Origin of the sequence: Mesorhizobium sp. M7A.F.Ca.US.006.01.1.1 (assembly GCF_003997935.1) — a bacterium.
Lineage (GTDB): Bacteria > Pseudomonadota > Alphaproteobacteria > Rhizobiales > Rhizobiaceae > Mesorhizobium.
In genome coordinates this window covers 25,471-42,674 of record NZ_RZQL01000014.1, presented here as the reverse complement: position 1 = coordinate 42,674, position 17,204 = coordinate 25,471, and the positions used below count along the sequence as shown (strand labels likewise).

The following is a 17,204-nucleotide window of genomic DNA, read 5'->3' as shown; positions in this document are numbered from 1 at the left end:
AGCGCGACAGGCTTTCGGGCGTCACGGCACAGACTATCCCCTCGACACCTTCGTCGACGGCAACCTGAGCGGTTGGCGGCTGACGCATTCGCGCTATAAGCAATCAATATCGGCGATAGGACGCGGCTGATCGTGCCCTATCGCATATTGGCCACGGGTGCCCGCCGTTGTCCCAGATGCCGGACCTTGCGGCCGATGATCATCAGCCGGCGTGCGGTGTTGTTGCGCAGGCGCCTTACGCGCCATTCCAGTCCGGTGTCGGCGGTAATCGACTTGGCATAGTAGCTCACCCGCATGCCATCCTCATCGGCAGCCACCTTGACCGGATCGTCATAGAAGGCGTTGATCTTGTCGGCCGCCATGCCTGGTGTTGCGAGCCAGCGTGGAATGTGAACCGAATGGAGCTGATCGACATCGGTCATCACACGCCCGATGCCGACGCCCGGCGTTGGACACGTCGTGCAGAAAGCATCGCCGACGAAGATGACCCCGTCGCGGCGATGGCCTTGCGTGGTGCTCAGACTGATCTGCCTGACCTCGACAGGACTTGCGACTTCGAAGTTGCCGCATCGCGCTGCTATTTCGGGCATCAGTTCGCAGAGCATCTTTTGCGGCTCCTGGCGGAACGCCCGCGTCCACGCTTCGGCCACATTGCGATAGAGGAACATGTTCGCCCGCATCTTGTCGCCGAGGGGAAAGATGCTGATGTAGGCGATACGGTCGGCAGCCCGCCTGCTGTAGCAGGTGACGGACTGATGACCGAAATCGCTGGGCGAGATGGCGAGGTCGAATCCCATCGACAGCGAATGCGCCTTCGAATGTTCGATACGCTCGACCCCGACGGCGCGCCGCACCGCCTCGCCGTGACCGGTTGCCACCACCAACAGGCGGGCATCGATGACGGTGCCGTCGGCCAGCACAAGCCGCTGCCGGTCCGGTCCAGTCGAGACCTCGGTTACCTTGCCGACAGTCAGCGGTACTTGCGCAGGCAAGGCATCGCGCAGGCCATTGATCAGCGCGCCGTAGGAGAATGTGAATTCAGCCTTCTTCTCATGCGCGAAGAACTGGCCGAGGCGAAAGATATGCGTGTCGGTCGTCGAGGTGACGAGACGCTTGAGTGTTGCATCGAGGCCGAGCTTTTCGAACAGCAGCATCTGATCCATGCCGATCTTCTCGGCCCGGAATTCTTCGTGGTGGACGCGGTGCGGGTCGATCAGCGCCACCTTGCGCCCGGCTTTTCCCAACAGCATGGCCAAGGTGGTCCCAGCCATTCCGGCACCGACGATCGCCACGTCGACTTCGGCCGGGCCGGCCTCTGAGATGCTCATTTTGCTGCCCTTTCTGGTGGCAACTGCACGTTTCACAATCTCCGGTAGAAAATATCTTCCGGACCCAAATCAACCGCAAGCAACCGGGGCGCGTGCCTGGTAGTAACCAATGTTTAGGTTAATCGCGGGTCCGCTGCTTCCAGCGCGGTGCGATCGCCGAGCCATCGATGAACTCAAAGCCGCCAGCCTCGTTGAGCGTGTGAAGTTTACGCCCACTCCATAGCGCACCTGGATTTAAGATGGTTTCAACGACCTGTTCCATGCCGATCAAATCAAGGTGAGAAATGCGTGCGATGCCAAGCGCCGCGCCATAGCTCCTGCGGCAGTCCTGGACCGGGCGCAGCAGGTCGTTGCCGCGCCTGACCATGCGGCCGGCCGGCCGCGCCGAGGCGATGTCGATCAGCACGGGATTTTTGGGGTGCGGCGTCCAGGGGCCGCGAAAATCCGGCGCCGACCACAGATGCAGCGCGTCGGAGAAGGCGCCGCCGCCGTCGCGGACAGTGGCGAACAGCCACCAGGCGCCGCCATGCTCGACAAGCGTGGCGTCGCTGGCGACGACATCGGACAGGAGCGTCGTTTCCTTGACCCATCCGCCGGGGAAGGCAGTGGCCCGGTAGAGATCGACCGTGCCGTTGGCGCAGCTTTCCGGCACCATCCAGACCTCGCCGTCGCGCTCGAAGACGAAGGGGTAGGAGAGATGGTAGGGCAGCTCCAGCACCGGTTCAGGCCTTCCGAGCGGGCCTGCCGGGCCGAAGGGAACGGCGGAGATGATGGCTTTGCCGAGCCGATGGATATAGTCCTCGACGAACAGGGTCAGCTGGCCCCGGTAGAGGATAGGGAACGGGTCGGCGTAGAAGCGACTGCCATCGTCCGGCAGATCTTGCCAACCCGACGCCGGATGCGCGCGCAGGTCGAACAGATCGCGGCCTCCGGTTTGCCGCCAGCCGACCTTCCAGTGCGGCGCGTTGTAGCAAAGGTGATAGATCTTCTGAACGATCCGCCGCGCCAGCGCCTTGCCGGCTCTGACCCCAAGCTTGCCGGCCGAGGGCATTGGCGGCGGGCTGCCTGCCTGCGCCGGCTCGGGCAGATCAGGCGCCGATTTTGCAGCGCCTGACATGGCAGCTATGATCAGGCTTGCTGTGCGCGCCAGCATATCCTGGAAGGACGCCAGCGCGATGCCGCCATATTCGGTGCCCAGACGTCCGGCGGCGATCGCAACGCCGTTCTCCTCTATGCGGGCAAGCGGCGTGCGGCCGGCGAGGACAAGGGCCAGCAAGGCCGCTTCGCCGCTGGCGCCGTCATAGGTGACGCGCCAGACCCGTGTGCTTTCCAGCCTGACGTCGCCGCAGAGGTCGACGACCAGGTCAGGCGAAGCGGGGGATTGCCGGTAGGGCGCGAGCGCCGAAAGCGGCACACGCTTGGCCAGTCCATCATGAGACAGTCCGTGGATCGCCGTTTCGAGTTGAAACAGGGCCGCGGCGCTGCGCGGAATGCCGCCGCCCGCCGGCCTGACATCGACGGACAGTTCGACGTCGTTGAGCGCGGCGAGGCGCTCCAGCAGCGTGACGTGAAAGGCGCGGACGCAGTCGCCGTCCAGGCGTAGGCTTATCTGCATGTTGGAGGTCCGAAAAGGCAGTGCCCGGCCTTGCCGGCCAGGCCGGTCCGGTCAAATTGTAGCCCCATCTGCATCCGTCTCCGCTCGCTACGTAGCCAACATCTCGATATGTATATTTTTAAGCAAACCGCGTGCCAAAATTCACGTCACCTCTCAACATAATTAACAATGTTTTAACAGTTGGAGGAATAGCTAGGTTAGTGCCGCAAACTGATCTTGCCGGCATATGGAGTATTGTCGGAGGCAGCCATGCAATCATCCCTGCCCATGGTTCCTCAGCAACACTCCCCGGATGCGGCACGCGCGGGATCATACGCAGCCTCCACTGTCGAACTGGGCGATCTGAAGCGCATCCTGGTGCGCCGCCGGTTCTGGATCTTCGGTACCGTCGCACTGCTGACGCTGGCCGCCCTGCTCTACGGCCTTTTCACGCCCGCGCTCTACAGTTCGGCGGCGGAAATCCTCATCGACCCGCAGGACCTGCAGGTGGTCACCAACGACGTCAATCCCAGCCGTATCTCACCCGATGGCGGCATCACGCAGGTCGAGAGCCAGGTCAGCGTGGTCCAGTCGACAGGCGTGCTGATGCGGGCGATCGCGGCGACAAACCTGACGCAGGATCCGGAATTCAATGGGCAAGGCTTGCTGTCGCGCCTGCTCGGTTCGGCATCAGCCGAAGGCGACAGGTCGGTGCAGACACTCGACGCGCTGCGCCGTCGCCTGGCGGTGAAGCGGGCCGACAAGGTCCTGGTCCTCGACGTCATCGTCACCGCCAAGAGCGCCGACAAGGCCGCCCTCCTGGCCAACGCCATCGCGCAGGCCTACCTGGTCGACCAGGCGAGCGCGCGCGCGAAAATGGCCAAGGACGCCTCCGAGTCGATCACCGCGCGGCTGGACGAACAGCGCAAACGCGTCCAGCAGGCCGAGAATGCCGTCGAGGCCTACAAGTCCGCCAACAACATGGTGATGGCGGCGGGCAATCTGGTCAGCGACCAGGAACTGACCGAGATCAACACGCAGCTTTCGGCGGCGCAAAGCCGCACCGCGGCGCTGAAGGCGCAGGTCGACCAGATGCGCCGGCAGAGCGGCACGGCGGACGCAACTTCGGAAGCAATGCGCTCGGCGGTGATCTCCAGCCTGCGGGCGCAAGAGGCGACGCTGGTCGACCAGGTCTCGCAGCTCGGCACGGAGCTGGGGCCGCGTCATCCCTCGCTGATCGCCGCCCAGCAGCAGCTGCGCGACACGCGCCAGCTGATCGCACGCGAACTCGGCCGTATCGCCACCGCCACCGAGACCGACTACGAACGGGCGCTGGCCAACCAGCAGGCGCTGGAAGCCAAGGTCGCGGGCATGAAGAGCAAGTCGCTCGACACCGACCAGGCCTCGGTGCGGCTGCGCGAATTGCAGCGCGATCTCGAGGCGCTGCGTTCCGTCTACTCGAACTATCTCCAGCGCGCCCAGGAGACGCGCGAGCAGATCAATGTCGACAGCACCAATGCGCGCATCATCTCCAACGCCATGCCCGCCTTGAAGAAGAGCTGGCCGCCTTTGCCGCTGCTGTTGCTGGGCGCGATATTCGGCGGCCTTGGGCTCGGCACCGGTCTGGCGCTGATCGCCGAATATTCCTCGCCGACAGTGCTTTCCAGCGCCCAGATGCAGTCGGCCATCGACGCGCCGGTGCTGGGCGTGGTGCCGGCAAAGTCAGACACCGGCCGGCGCTGGTGGCCTTTCGGCGGGGCGCGCGCCGCCGGCTCCAGCCAGAAGACCGACGCCGTCGTCGGCCTTGCGCTGAGGCGCATGTTCAGTTCAGGCCAGCGTCCGGCGGACTGGCCGCTGGTGCCTTCCATCCTGGTGACATCGTCGCCGGGCGAGGGCGCGCAGCGCAGCCGGGTGGCGCGGCTGCTGGCCAATGCCGCGGCATCCAGGGGCAGCCGTGTGCTGTTCATCGATGCCAATGCCGGCGGCGGCGACCAGAAGGATCCGCAGCCGGGAATTCTCGATGTGCTGCGCGGCGAGTACGCCTTCGAGGCCGTCAGCCATTACGCCGCCGGCAGCAACGTTGCCGTGCTGGGCAGGGGCCGCTCAAAGGCGGTCTTCCAGGAAGCGCATGGCATCTATTTTGCGCAACAGATGTTGGCCCGGGCCAGCCGGAGCTTCGAGCTCGTCGTCATCGACGGTGGCGCGCTGGCCGACAATCTCAATGCCTCGCCGCTGGTCGCCATGGCCGACGAGATCGTGCTCGTCGCCACGCTGAACGCCACCCCGATGCGCGACGTCACGACGACTTCGCAGGCGGTTTCCGTCATGGGGCGCCTGCCGACAGCCGCCTTGCTGGTCGACGAGGCCGCCTGATATGGCGGCCAGTTGGAGCGCAAGCGCTTCGAACCATGGTGCCGCCGCGCCTCGCGCCGGCACGTCGGTCGATGCGCTGACGCGCTTCGGACTGATCTCGGCGGTAGCGGTGCTGTTCAGCATCTCGGGCGGCATGCTGTGGCTGGTCGGCTACAATTATGATGGCCTGTTCGGCAACCCGGCGACCAAGATCCACCCGTCCACCTATCTCATCGTCCTCCTGTTTGCCTGGCGCTCCTGCGCATCAGGCAATCCGGCCGGCCATATCGTCCATCTCGCCGACAGGCGGCCGGCCAGCGCGCTGATGGCCGCCATATCGATCGTGCTTCTGTTCGTCGTCATCGCCAGGCAGCGGCCCGGCATGGCCGGCATGATCGATACGTTCGTCGCTGCGGCACTTCTGGTGCTGATGCTCAGCGAGGACGACGAACGGACCTTCGCCGGGCTGCAGACCGTCGTTCACGTGGTCATGACGGCGAATGCGCTGCTTGCCCTTTTCGAGTTCGCCACCAAGACGCTTATCTTCCCCTATCGCCTGGACGGCGTGGCGTTTACCACCGATCTGCGCTCGAGCGCGCTGCAGGGGCATCCGCTTGCCAATGCCATGGTGACGTCGATCTATGTGCTTGCGCTGCTCTCCGGTGCCAGATCCCTGTCGATGCCTGTGCGGATAGGGTTGATCGGCCTGCAATGCGCGGCACTCGTCGCCTTCGGCGGCCGCACCGCGATGGTGACGACGGTGGTGCTCGGCGGCTGCTACCTGCTTTTTCAGGGCATCACCAGATTGCGCCAGGGCCGCGTCAATCTCCTGGGTGCGGCACTCGGCTTCATGCTTGCCGCGCTGCTGCCGGTCGTCATCATCGTGGCGGCATACTATGGCTTTTTCGACGCGCTGCTGGAGCGCTTCGTGTCGGACAGCGGCAGCGCCAATGCCCGCGTCGAGATGTTCGAGCTCTTCAAGCACCTGGAATTGCACGATCTGATCGTGGGGCCGGATGTCGAGCTGATCGACAGTCTGCGTCGCATCAACGGTCTCGAACAGGGCATCGAGAATCCGATCATCCGCACGGTCCTCTATCAGGGCGCCTTCTTCACCCTTTTGCTGACGTTCGGCTTCGTGCTGTTCCTGTTCGAGGTGGCGCGCCGCTGCCATCCCGGCATCTGGCTGCCGATGCTGGGCTGGGTCATCCTGATCAACACCTCGGAAAGCGTCGCGTCGAAGACGACGCTGCTGACCAAATTCGTGGTGCTGGCATTGGTGCTCTACCGGCCGGCGCAGGCAGCGTTCAGGCCGGTCAGTCCGCCGGCATGGTCAGGCCAAGCGCCGCGATGATTTCGGGGTCCAGCGCCCGGGTGGTGTCGTCCATCATGCCCATACCATCGAAGAGATCCCACAGTGCCCAGGCGAAGCCGAGTTCCTCGGCGCTCCGCCTGACATCGGCGATGTAGCGCCCGCGATCCGGGTTGGGCGCGGCGACATAGCGGGCGTCGGTGCGCAGCGCGCCGAACTCGCCCATGATGATGCGTTCCGGCGCAAGGCTATGGCCGTCGGCCCAATCGCGAACCTGGCGAAGATATTTGTCGACAAACCAGCGGTCGGGCTGGGCGTCGAAATAGACTTTCAGCACACGCTCGGTCTCGGCATAGGCGGCTTGCTTGGCATCTGCAGAGGTTTCGGTGTCCTGCGCCATGCGCGCCCTGACCGATGCCAGCGTCTGTTGCAGCGAGCCGGCGGATGCCGGCCACGGCACATTGTTGAGCGACCGGTAGACGGGCTCGCGCATCCAGGGCGCGCCCTGATGGCTGAACAGATAGGGCTCATAGAAGTGGAAGGTGAACAGGATCGGCTCGAAGGGCGACAGCGGTGCCGGATCGAGCGCGGTCAGCCCGCTCACCATCGAGCCGCAGCCTCCGGTGAGGACCAGCGGCAGGGTCGCTGCCGATGCCCTTGCCGCGGTCAGAAGCGCGAGCTGAATTTGCAACCAGACGTTCGACGCGCAGGCCTGCGCCGGTTCGTTGACCGGCTCGAGCGCCACCCTGCCGGGCTGGAACCGCGCCAGCCTGCCGGCAAGCTCGCCGACCAGCCCGCGATAGAGATCGAAGGCGGGTGCCACGGTGCTGGAGACCATGCGGTCGGGGTTCCAGTAATGGGTGGCGGCATTGGCCTGGATGTTGAGGATGATGCCGAGACCGGCGTCGAGGGTGGCGGTGACAGCCGCGTCCAGCATGTCCAGCAACTGACTGCGCGTCTTGGCGTCGGCGGCCAGGAAAGGGCCGGGATCGACGGGCAGACGGATGAAATCGAGCCCGGTCTCGCGCAGCCGGCGCAGGTCGTCCGGTGTCGGCACCGGCCGTTGCGACTGGAAGGGCGGCCAGCCATAGTCGGTGCGGGGGGCGGGAAATTCGCGCGTCAGCGAGAACCAGGGCCAGGCGTTGACGCCGCGCCGAAACCGCGGCCCGGCGGCGGCGCGAGCGACCGGGAGCGAGCCGAGAGCCGCCGCAGTGGAAAGCGCCGTCCGCAGCACCCGCCGACGCGACCAGCCTGTCATACGGTTCCTGGCGATGCGTGGTCCATCGCGGTGGTCTTGGCGGTGGTCACGCCGAGCAAATGATAGGCCTCATTTTCATAGGCGAGCAGGACATCGTCCCAGCGAAAGGCGTCGCGGGCGCGCGCCCTGGCCGCAACGCCGCAGGCCTTGACCAGGGCATCATCGTCCAGCGCCTGCTGCATCCGCTCGGCGCAACTGTCCTTGTCGGTGAAGTAGATCGCCGCAGCCCCCGCGGTCCACCTGTTGTAGGGATTGTCGTGCGCGATCACCATGTTGCCGGCCGCCAGCGCCTCGACCAGCGACGGGTTGGTGCCGCCGACCGTATGGCCATGCAGATACGCGCGGGCGTGGAAGCGCAGTGCCTTCACCGTTGCCTGGTCGTAAATGGCGCCCGGCAGGACCACCGAGCCGTTCGCCGCCTTGCGGATGGCGGCATGGTAGGGAATGTCGTCGGACAACGTTCCCAACACCACCAGCTTCATGTCGCGCTTGGCGGAGCAAAAGGCTTCGACGACCGGCAGGATGTTGTTGTCGGGTTCGATGCGCGCGATCGAGATGAGATAGCGCCCGGGCTCGAGGCCGAGCGCCCGGACCGGCGCCTCGGGCGCTGATGTCACCGGATCGGCGCCATAGGCGATGGTGGCGATGGCGCTGCGCGGCCGCCGTGTCGCCAGGTGATCTGCGATGGCGGGATGATCGGCGACCAGCCGATGCGAGGCCCATGCGCCGATCCATTCGTTGAGCCAGAACCAGGTTCGCGCCGCCATTCCCCATTTTGGGCGGCGCCACTCGATGCCGTCCATGTTGGTGAATATCTTGCGTCGCTTCAGCCTGAGCCAGGTCAGGAAGATCGCGCCATTGTAGCCGAGCACCAGGCAAACGCCCGGTCGCCGGGCGGCGTCGCGGGCGCACTGCCAGTCGAATTCCAGGGTCGCGCGCGGTGCTTTGGAGGCGACCTGGATGTGAATGAGCTCGATGCCGCGCCAGGTTTCGCTGCGCACCCGCTGATCGATCCGCTCGACCTCATCCTGGCAATAGACGCTGACCTTCCAACCGCGCCCGACAAGAAACAGCGCCAGTTTTTCGGCAAAGGTTTCAAAGCCGCCATGGGCCGCGGGTATGCCGCGGGTCCCCAGGATCAGAATGGCGGGCGTTTCTGGTTTCATGGCCGGCGGCACTTTCACATATCTCTATATATTAGGTATTGCTTAATTTATAGGAGGGGACGGCAACTTCCGTGCCATCTCCCGATTTCGGCATCCTGGGAGGGGATCATCGCGCTGGGTTGTAAAAAAACGGTGTTGAACCCGGTGGTTGTTTCATTCTCGGTCAACCCTTCTGTGCGTAGTTGTATCGAAGCGAAGCAATGCCAGGGGCGTGCGGCCGGGAGTCGGACGTATCGAACCGACAGTCGGACATATCGAACCGATAGTCGGACATATCGAACCGGGCATGATTCTTGCGGACGGGCTTCTGCCACAATTGCCCAGCGCGATGGTGGTAGCACCCGGCGGGATATGAAGATGCGGATTGCCTGCGTTCATCAGGGTTATGAACTCTATGGTTCTGACCGCAGCTTCGCGGAGAGCGTTGCTGCGCTGCGCGCCGCGTTTCCGTCGGCCGACATCGAAGTGGTCTTGCCGCGCAGCGGGCCGATCGTGCAGATTCTGGAAGCGCATGCCAGCCGGATCGTCTTCGAACCGCTCTGGGTGCTGAGGCGCCAGGCCATTGCGCGCCTTGCGACAGTCGAGATGGCGCGACTGCCGGTTGCCGTGTTCAGGGCGTGGCGACGCCTCAAATCTTGCGACCTCGTCTATGTCAACACCTCGATCGTGGCCGACTATGCGCTGGCCGCGCGGTTGCTGCCTCACAAGGCCGTCCTGCATATCCACGAGATCCCCGAAGGCGCCATGCGCAGGGTACTTGTCGGCCTGATGCACTGGAGCCATGCGGATCTGATCTTCAATTCGCGCGCGACACGCGCCGCGTTTGGCGATCCCCAGGCGGCACGCGCGTATGTCGTCTACAACGGCGTTGCCGGGCCGGCGGCGGTCGAACCGATGACGTATGACGGCAAGCGCCCATTGCGGGTGCTGCTGCTCGGCCGCATCAACCGGATCAAGGGGCAGGAGGTCCTGCTGGAGGCGATCGCCTCGATGCCGGCAGAACTCCAGGCGAGGGTCGAGGTGCGGCTGGTCGGCGGCGCCTTCGAAAGCACCGAGCGCGAGCGTGCGCTTGCCGAACTGGTCGAAACCATGGGGCTTGCCGGGCGCGTCGGAGTCCTGCCTTTCATTCCCGACCCCTCGGAGCATTATCGCTGGGCCGACATCGTCACCGTGCCGTCGCGGCGTCCGGAATCGCTGGGCCGCGTGGCCATCGAAGCGATGGCTTATGGCCGGCCGCCGCTTGTGTCGGCGATCGGCGGGCTGGTGGAAGTGGTCAGCGACGGGGAGACCGGCTGGCATGTCCCGCCCGGCGACGCAGCAGCTCTTGGCGCGAAATTGCAGGAGATCATCCTCGCCCCTGAGGCCTGGCGCGGGTTTGTCGCTGCCGGGCGCGCGCGCTACGAGGCGATCTTCAGCGAGCCGGTCGCGGCCGCGGCGATCACCGCGATCGCCGCCGACAAGCTGAAGACGACCATCGCGCGGCCGGGCAAGGCGCCTGCTGCCCGCGAAGCGGAGACATGGCCGTGAAGTTATCGTTTCCGAGCCATCTGGTTCGACGCCTCGTGCTGATGATCGGCGGCGAGGCGATGCAGAGCGGCTTTCATTTTGCCCTCAACATCATGCTGTTGCACATGCTGTCGGCGCAGGGCTACGGCCTCTTCGCCATCGGCATGGTGATGGGCGGTGTCGGCCTGTCCTATATCAGGTCGCTCACCGCCGTTCCCGCCAGCATCTGGATGAGCAAGAGCACCAACAGCGCCGGCGTCGATACCTATGACGTGGCGTTCGGAACGGCGGCGCTGATCGTGGCGTTGCTGATGGCCGTCGGCACGGCTGTTCTGATGCATGTCCTTGGCGATCCGAGCGGAATTGCCGCGGGCTGCTTCGTCGGTGCCTGGTCGCTGCGCAGCCATATGCGCACGGCTTTCTTCGCACGGCGCCAGCAGGTTGTCGTCTCCATCAGCGATGGCGCTTTTACAGTCGCCGGCTGTGTCCTGACCGGGCTGTCGGTCTGGTTGGTCCAAGATCCGCTGCAGACCGTGTTCTATGCACTCGCCGCGGCAAATGTGTTCGGCATTTTCGTCCTGGTCCGGCTGGCCCGGCGCTCGCTTCGCATCAGCTTCCGCATGCCGACGCGGCGACGCTATGTCAGGCTCTGGCCCCAGCTGCGCTGGTCGGCATTCAGCGCGACCACCACCAACATCCAGGGTCAATGTCTGGCGCTGCTGGTCGCCGGCATTGCCGGGCCAGCCGCCTACGCACCGCTGGCGGCGGTTCTGGTGCTGTTTGCTCCGCTGCGCATCATCAGCCTTGCATTCGTCAACATGACGCAGCCGGATCTCGCCAGGCTGATGCGGAACAATGAAACAGGCCGTGTCTGGACGCAGGCCAAGATCTGGGCGCTCGTCATGGGGCTCGGCGGCCTTGCTTATGGATGTGCGATCATGTTCGTCCTGCCGATGATAAGATCCCAGGCTCTCCAGGACGCTTCGACCTGGTTCATCGGACTTTTCGTGATCGCGAATTTTGTCCCGATCATGCTCTATATCATGCCCCGCATCGTGCTTGAGATACTCGGCGATTTTCGGATCGTCGCGTTCATCACGACGGGCGGCGCGGTCGTCGGGCTGGCGCTGATCGCGGCCCTGCTGGCAATCGCGTCTCCGCCGTGGGCGTTGTTGGGTTCCGCCGTCTCAGAGATGTTCGTGCTCGTGGCATCATGGTATTTCGCGCATCACCGCATGTGGAATATCGAGCATCCCGATGAGGCGCGCGACAGCCGGTTGGGCGTGTGGCGGCGGACGCTGCCGTTCGCTACGGCAAAGCGATAGGAAAAAACATGGCAGTCCAGGCGGTGCAAATTGCTGCGGTGACCGGCTCGCCCGATGGCCAGTCCTCGCATCCGGCCACCGTCGTGGCCATCGATGCCTACACGGCGCGGCTCCACACCAACCTGGAAGCGGTGAGGCCGCTCTGGCTGCGCCTTCAGGCGGACGGTGTGTGCACCGCCCACCAGAATTATGCCTGGGCCGAGGGGATCGTCGCGCGGCTGATGCCGGAAGGTGCAGAACTGCTCATCGTGGAGGTAAACGATGCGGTGACGGGCGCGCCGCGAATGCTGGTGCCATTGATACGGCGGCCGGCCTTCCGCCATCGGGTGATCGAATGGCTGAGCTGTGGCGTTTGCGACTATTCGGCACCGCTGCTGGCCGATGCCAGCCCGTGGACGACGCAATCGGCGCAGGCCGCGTGGGCCGCGGTGCGTTCCGTGCTGCCGCCGGCGGACCGGATCCAGATCACGGGAATTCCGCAATCGATCAGCGGCGTCGCCAATCCGCTGGCCTTGCTCGCGGCCACGCGCGATTCCCTGCATACCAGCTTCGGCCTCGCCATCGACGGCGACCCGGAAACCGTCCTCAAGCGCCTATGCCGGCCATCCTTCGTCAAGGCCTTCAACAAGGACTGGCGCCGCCTCGAACGGCTTGGCGACGTGGAACTCGTCGAAGCCAACACACCGGCCCTGGTGGAGGTTATCTTCGGCGGCCTGGTCCGGATGCGGCTCAGCCGCTTTCGCGAACTGGGCCGCTTCGATCTGCTGACGCAGGCGACGGTTGTCGACTTCTATCGAAACGCCGCTCTCGAGGGTCTGTCGGATGGGTCGGTGCGGCTCTTCGGGTTGCGTGTTGGTGAAGCTCTGATCGCGGTACAATACCTGCTGATCCATCAAGTCACCGTTCATGCTCTGCTGATCTCAATCGATCAGGGCGCGGTGCCCAATGTCTCACCGGGACTTCTGATCATGGGCAAGTTGATGAGCTGGGCGCGCGGCCGCGGTTTCGATTATTTCGACCTGTCAGTAGGCAACCAGAGTTATAAGGAACATATGGGTGCCGTGGGTTCGGGCCTGCGCGAGCTTTGCCACGGGATTACGGTGCGAGGCGGCCTCGTGAGCGCAGCCATCGAGGTCCGCAACCGGACCGAGGTGTTCGTGCGCTCCAAACCTCGGCTGCTGAAGAGGCTCCAGGGACTGATGCGGGATTTGCGGCGCCTGCGTGGGGGATCAGAATGACGGGAGAAGCATGTGGCAAGCTACGCGACGCGAACGACTCCGACCACGGATTTGCCCGGTGGGCTGTTTTCCCCGACTGTTGCCAATGCTGATGCAACCGAGCACTTCACGGCTCGGCTGCACACCAGTTTCGACACCGTAAGGCTGCTATGGCTGCTCCTTGAGGCGCACGGCGTCTGCACTGCCCATCAGCACTATGCCTGGGTCGAAGGAATCGCCGCACGGCTGATGCCCAAAGACGCGGACCTGGTCTTCGTCGAGGTGAGTGACGCCGTGACCGGCGCGCCGGCCATGCTGCTGCCGCTGATGCGGCGCCGGGCCTTCGGCCACCACGTGATCGAATGGCTGAGTTGCCGCGTGTGCGACTACTCGGTGCCGCTGCTGGCCGATGGGAGAGCGTGGACCAGGCAGAGTGCCGACGCCATGTGGGCGGCGGTCCGTGCCGTGCTGCCACCGGCGGATCGCATCCATATCGCGGGAATCCCGCAGCAGATCCACGGCGTGGTCAATCCGCTGGCATTGCTTTCGGTGGCGCGCGACTCCATCCAGGTCACCTCCGGCCTCGTGCTGCATGGCGACCCGGAGACGCTCATCAAGCGGATCTGCAAGCCGTCCTTCGCCAAGGCCTTCCGCAAACATTGCCGCGGCTTCGAACAGCTTGGTGGCCTCGCTCTGGTCGCGGCCGATACGCCTGATCTGACCGAGGAGCTCCTGGATGTGCTGCTGGAACTGCGGCTGAAGCGTTTTCGCGAGCTCGGGCGTTTCGACCTCCTGACGCAGGCCCCGGTCGTCGATTTCTACCGCGCAGCGGCGCTGCAAGGCCTGTCCAATGGATCGGTGCGGCTCTTCGGGCTACGCGTCGGTGAAGCCTGGCTCGCCTCCATCTATGTGCTGGTCAGAAAAGGCACACTTCACGCCCTCCTGCTCGGCATCGACCAGAATGCGGTCGCCAATGTCTCACCCGGCCTGACGACGATGGGCAAGTTGATGATGTGGGGATGCGAGCGGGGCTTCGACTATTTCGACCTGTCGGTCGGCGGCCAGGGCTACAAGCAACATATCGGCGCCGCGAGCTCGGTTCTGGCCGAGATCTGCGAACCGGTGACGGTGCGGGGCAGGGCTGCCAACGCAGCCATTTTGCTGCGCAGCCGGGTCGAAGGCATGACTCGGTCACGTCCTTGGCTGCTCAAGGCCGTCCAGGGCCTGACGCGCCGCTTGCGGCGATTGAAGGACTGAGGACAAGCGTTTGCCGGTCCTGCCGACGACCGATGCAAAGAGACACCAAGGCACGGCAAGCTTGTTGACAGGGTTGGTTAGCTCTATATTTCAAAGCGCCGCTTGACGTTCAGAAATGAGTGTCCCCAGCGGATTTTTTAATTTGGCGTTTTCGGCAGATCATCTCGATGAATGCAAGTTTAGGATATGGGATTCGTTCCATCCTCATTATTCAAATGAAGTACATTGGAGATGTCACTCTGACATCTGCTTTGACTCGCAATCTGCGTCTTGCTTATCCACAAGCATCGGTAACCATGCTTTGTGCGCCCGGTCTCAAGCAGTTCATTGTCGCGCAAGGGATCGCCGATGTTGCTATTGGCTTTCAATCCGGTGGCAGAGGAAGGACTCTGGGCAAGCGTTTGACCGACTATTATGCCGTCATTTCTGCTCTGCGGGGTCAAAAATTCGATCTCAGCATCGAACTTACCGATACAAAAACCTCACGGATCATGCATCGTTTGACCGGCGCCCCACTTCGCGTTGGCTTCGATCCTCCCGAGCGTCCGTTTAAGTTCTGGGAAATCCAGATGGCAAACGTTCTCGCGGCGCCCTTCGGCCATGGTGGGTCCCATTATCTCTACAGGTACCTGTCTCCACTGGGCGCCCTTGGGTTAGCGGTTCAAGATCCAACCCCTCGACTGCAGCCAACCAAGATTGCTCAAGAGGAGTGTGCCAGGCTTCTTTCGCAAAGCGGCTTGGCAAAGAAGTCGTATGTGGCCGTGCATGCAGGCGCGGGGTCTGAGGGGCGCTGTTGGCCGCCGCAACATTTTGCTGCGGTCATCGACGAGGTATACGCCAAAACCGGGCTGCGATCCCTGCTCGTCGGTGGGCCTGATGAAAGGCCCGTTGCGCAAAGCATAGTTGAAACGGCAACGTCCCCGGTGGCCTCTGTGGTCGGAAAGGCCTCGCTTGAAGTCCTTGTCGCGTCGTTGGCAGAAGCGGCAATTTTCCTTGGCAATGACAGCGGCCCGATGCACGTTGCAGCGTCTGTTGGAACTCCGGCGGTGGGATTGTTCGGTATGCAGTCTCCTGATCTATGGGGTCCGTTTGTTGTTCCCAACAAAACGCTCCGGCCATCCCTGCCTTGTCCATGTATAGCTCCAGGTGTTTGTAAAGAATACAACCCAGGTGCAGTCTATTGTGTTCAACGGCTTCAGGTTGCTGAAGTCGCAGAAGCGACACTCGATCTCATCGGGGAGGTTCGAAAATCCGCTCATTCGGGCATGCCGGCCGCTTCGTAGGCTGGCGACCGAACGAAGCTGCGCGTGTGCTCCATCCGGGGCTGCTCAAGGCCGGTCGGGTGTGACGCGCCGCTTGCGGCGGCGATTGAAGGATTAGGACAAGCGTTTGCCGGTCGCCAACGACCGATGCAAAGAGGCACCAAGGCACGGCAAGCTTGTTGACAGGGTTGGTTGGCTCTATATTTGAAAGCGCCGCTTGACGTTCAGAAGTGAGTGTCCTCGGCAGATTTTTTTAAGTTAGCGTTTTCGGCAGATCATCTCGATGAATGCAAGTTTAGGAGATGGGATTCGTTCCATCCTCATTATTCAAACAAAGTACATTGGAGATGTCGTTCTGACATCTGCTTTGGTTCGCAATCTGCGTCTTTCTTATCCACAAGCATCGGTAACCATGCTTTGTGCGCCGGGTCTCAAGCAGTTCATTGTCGCGCAAGGGATCGCCGATGTTGCCGTTGGCTTTGAATCCCGTGGCAGAGGAAGGACTCTGGGCAAGCGTTTGAGCGACTATCGTGGCGTCATCTCTGATCTGCGGCGTCGAAGATTCGATCTTAGCATCGACCTTACCGATTCGAAAACCTCGCGGATCATGCATCGTTTGATTGGAGCTCCACTTCGCGTCGGCTTCGATCCTCCCGAGCATCCGATGAAGTTCTGGGAAATCCAGCTTGCAAACGTTCTCGCCGCGACCTTCGGAGATGGCGGACCGCATTATCTCTACAGGAACCTGTCTCCACTCCGCGCCCTTGGGTTGGATTGTCAGGACCCAACGCCTCGGCTGCAGCCGACCAAGACTGCCCAGGAAGAATGTGCCAGGCTTCTTGCGGGAAACGCTTTGGCGAAGAAGTCATATGTGGCCGTGCATGCCGGCGCGAGGTTCGAAGGACGTTGTTGGCCGCCGCAACATTTTGCGGCGGTCATCGACGAGGTATACGCCAAAACCGGGCTGCGATCCCTGCTCGTTGGTGGGCCGGATGAAGGGCTTGCCGCGCAAAGGATCCTTGAAGGGGCAGCGTCGCCGGTCGCAAGTGTCGTCGGAAAAGCCTCGCTTGAGGTTCTGACGGCATTGTTGGCCGAAGCGTCGATTTTTCTTGGCAATGAGAGCGGCCCGATGCACATCGCGGCATCTGTCGGAACTCCAGCGGTGGGGCTGTACGGTCTGACGTCGCCTGAGCAATGGGGCCCGTTCGGTGTCCCCAGCCGAACGCTCCAGCCGCCCATGCCTTGCCCATGCATCGCTCCGGGTTTGTGTAAAGAAAATAACCCCGGTGGGGTCTACTGCGTCCAGCGGCTTCAGGTTGCCGATGTCGCGGCGGCGACACTCGATCTCATCGGCACGGAAGTTCAAAAATCTGCTCATTCGGGCATGCCTGCCACGTAGGGCGGCAGTCGGTCGGCAGTCCTCGCGAAGCATCCCCGCTGACGCGGTAGCATGTGCGCGCGTGCGCGAGGAGGTTTTCCGCCGAAGGTATTTCAGCGTTCGCTTGACAAAGCGCTGGTGGGTGCCCCACTTGGCGCGGCCATTCGGGGCTTTGGGGATTTTAATGAAAAAGATTTACGAAAAGCCGACGCTTAACAAGCGCCAGCAACTCACCAGCGTCACGGCGAT

General features: G+C 63.2%; 12 protein-coding genes. 8 read left to right on the top strand and 4 right to left on the bottom strand.

The annotated features are described in order from the left end of the window. Window positions 1–137: 137 nt before the first annotated feature. Both EN943_RS04760 and EN943_RS04755 read right to left on the bottom strand, forming a co-directional pair. On the bottom strand, window positions 138–1,328 hold the full coding sequence (locus EN943_RS04760) for an NAD(P)/FAD-dependent oxidoreductase (RefSeq protein WP_127411728.1): 1,191 nt from the start codon (window positions 1,326–1,328) through the stop codon (window positions 138–140). 118 nt (window positions 1,329–1,446) lie between these two features. Further along, window positions 1,447–2,943: a formyl transferase gene (locus EN943_RS04755; RefSeq protein WP_127411727.1), complete on the bottom strand. Its 1,497-nt coding sequence runs from the start codon at window positions 2,941–2,943 to the stop codon at window positions 1,447–1,449. 249 nt (window positions 2,944–3,192) lie between these two features. On the opposite strand from EN943_RS04755, the gene EN943_RS04750 reads away from it, so the two are divergent. After that, complete coding sequence (locus tag EN943_RS04750) at window positions 3,193–5,295, top strand: exopolysaccharide transport family protein (protein ID WP_127411726.1); 2,103 nt, start codon at window positions 3,193–3,195, stop codon at window positions 5,293–5,295. A 1-nt stretch (window position 5,296) separates the two neighbouring features. Further along, window positions 5,297–6,628 (top strand): VpsF family polysaccharide biosynthesis protein, encoded by a 1,332-nt coding sequence (locus tag EN943_RS04745; protein WP_127411725.1) that lies wholly within the window; start codon window positions 5,297–5,299, stop codon window positions 6,626–6,628. Here EN943_RS04745 and EN943_RS04740 read toward each other — a convergent pair. Both EN943_RS04740 and EN943_RS04735 read right to left on the bottom strand, forming a co-directional pair. Further along, entirely contained in the window at window positions 6,591–7,844 is a 1,254-nt protein-coding gene (locus EN943_RS04740; RefSeq protein ID WP_127411724.1) for a cellulase family glycosylhydrolase, read from the bottom strand. The two genes, EN943_RS04745 and EN943_RS04740, sit on opposite strands and share 38 nt — an antisense overlap. Further along, window positions 7,841–9,010: a DUF1972 domain-containing protein gene (locus tag EN943_RS04735; RefSeq protein WP_127411723.1), complete on the bottom strand. Its 1,170-nt coding sequence runs from the start codon at window positions 9,008–9,010 to the stop codon at window positions 7,841–7,843. Before EN943_RS04735 ends, EN943_RS04740 begins: the two co-directional genes overlap by 4 nt. A 357-nt stretch (window positions 9,011–9,367) precedes the next feature. On the opposite strand from EN943_RS04735, the gene EN943_RS04730 reads away from it, so the two are divergent. The 6 genes from EN943_RS04730 to EN943_RS04705 all read left to right on the top strand — a co-directional run bounded on the left by EN943_RS04730 (window position 9,368) and on the right by EN943_RS04705 (window position 16,976). Then, window positions 9,368–10,537, top strand: a complete 1,170-nt coding sequence (locus EN943_RS04730) for a glycosyltransferase (RefSeq protein ID WP_127411722.1) — start codon at window positions 9,368–9,370, stop codon at window positions 10,535–10,537. Continuing rightward, entirely contained in the window at window positions 10,528–11,841 is a 1,314-nt protein-coding gene (locus EN943_RS04725) for a hypothetical protein (RefSeq protein WP_164778075.1), read from the top strand. Before EN943_RS04730 ends, EN943_RS04725 begins: the two co-directional genes overlap by 10 nt. An 8-nt stretch (window positions 11,842–11,849) precedes the next feature. Continuing rightward, window positions 11,850–13,079 carry a GNAT family N-acetyltransferase gene (locus tag EN943_RS04720; RefSeq protein ID WP_127411720.1) on the top strand — a complete coding sequence of 410 codons (1,230 nt, stop codon included), beginning with the start codon at window positions 11,850–11,852 and terminating at the stop codon, window positions 13,077–13,079. A 12-nt stretch (window positions 13,080–13,091) separates the two neighbouring features. Beyond that, on the top strand, window positions 13,092–14,315 hold the full coding sequence (locus EN943_RS04715; protein WP_127411719.1) for a GNAT family N-acetyltransferase: 1,224 nt from the start codon (window positions 13,092–13,094) through the stop codon (window positions 14,313–14,315). Between the two features lie 119 nt (window positions 14,316–14,434). After that, complete coding sequence (locus EN943_RS04710; protein ID WP_348630100.1) at window positions 14,435–15,598, top strand: glycosyltransferase family 9 protein; 1,164 nt, start codon at window positions 14,435–14,437, stop codon at window positions 15,596–15,598. Between the two features lie 262 nt (window positions 15,599–15,860). Continuing rightward, a complete protein-coding gene (locus EN943_RS04705) occupies window positions 15,861–16,976 on the top strand; it encodes a glycosyltransferase family 9 protein (protein WP_127411718.1) in 1,116 nt (371 codons plus the stop codon). Window positions 16,977–17,204: the final 228 nt, after the last annotated feature.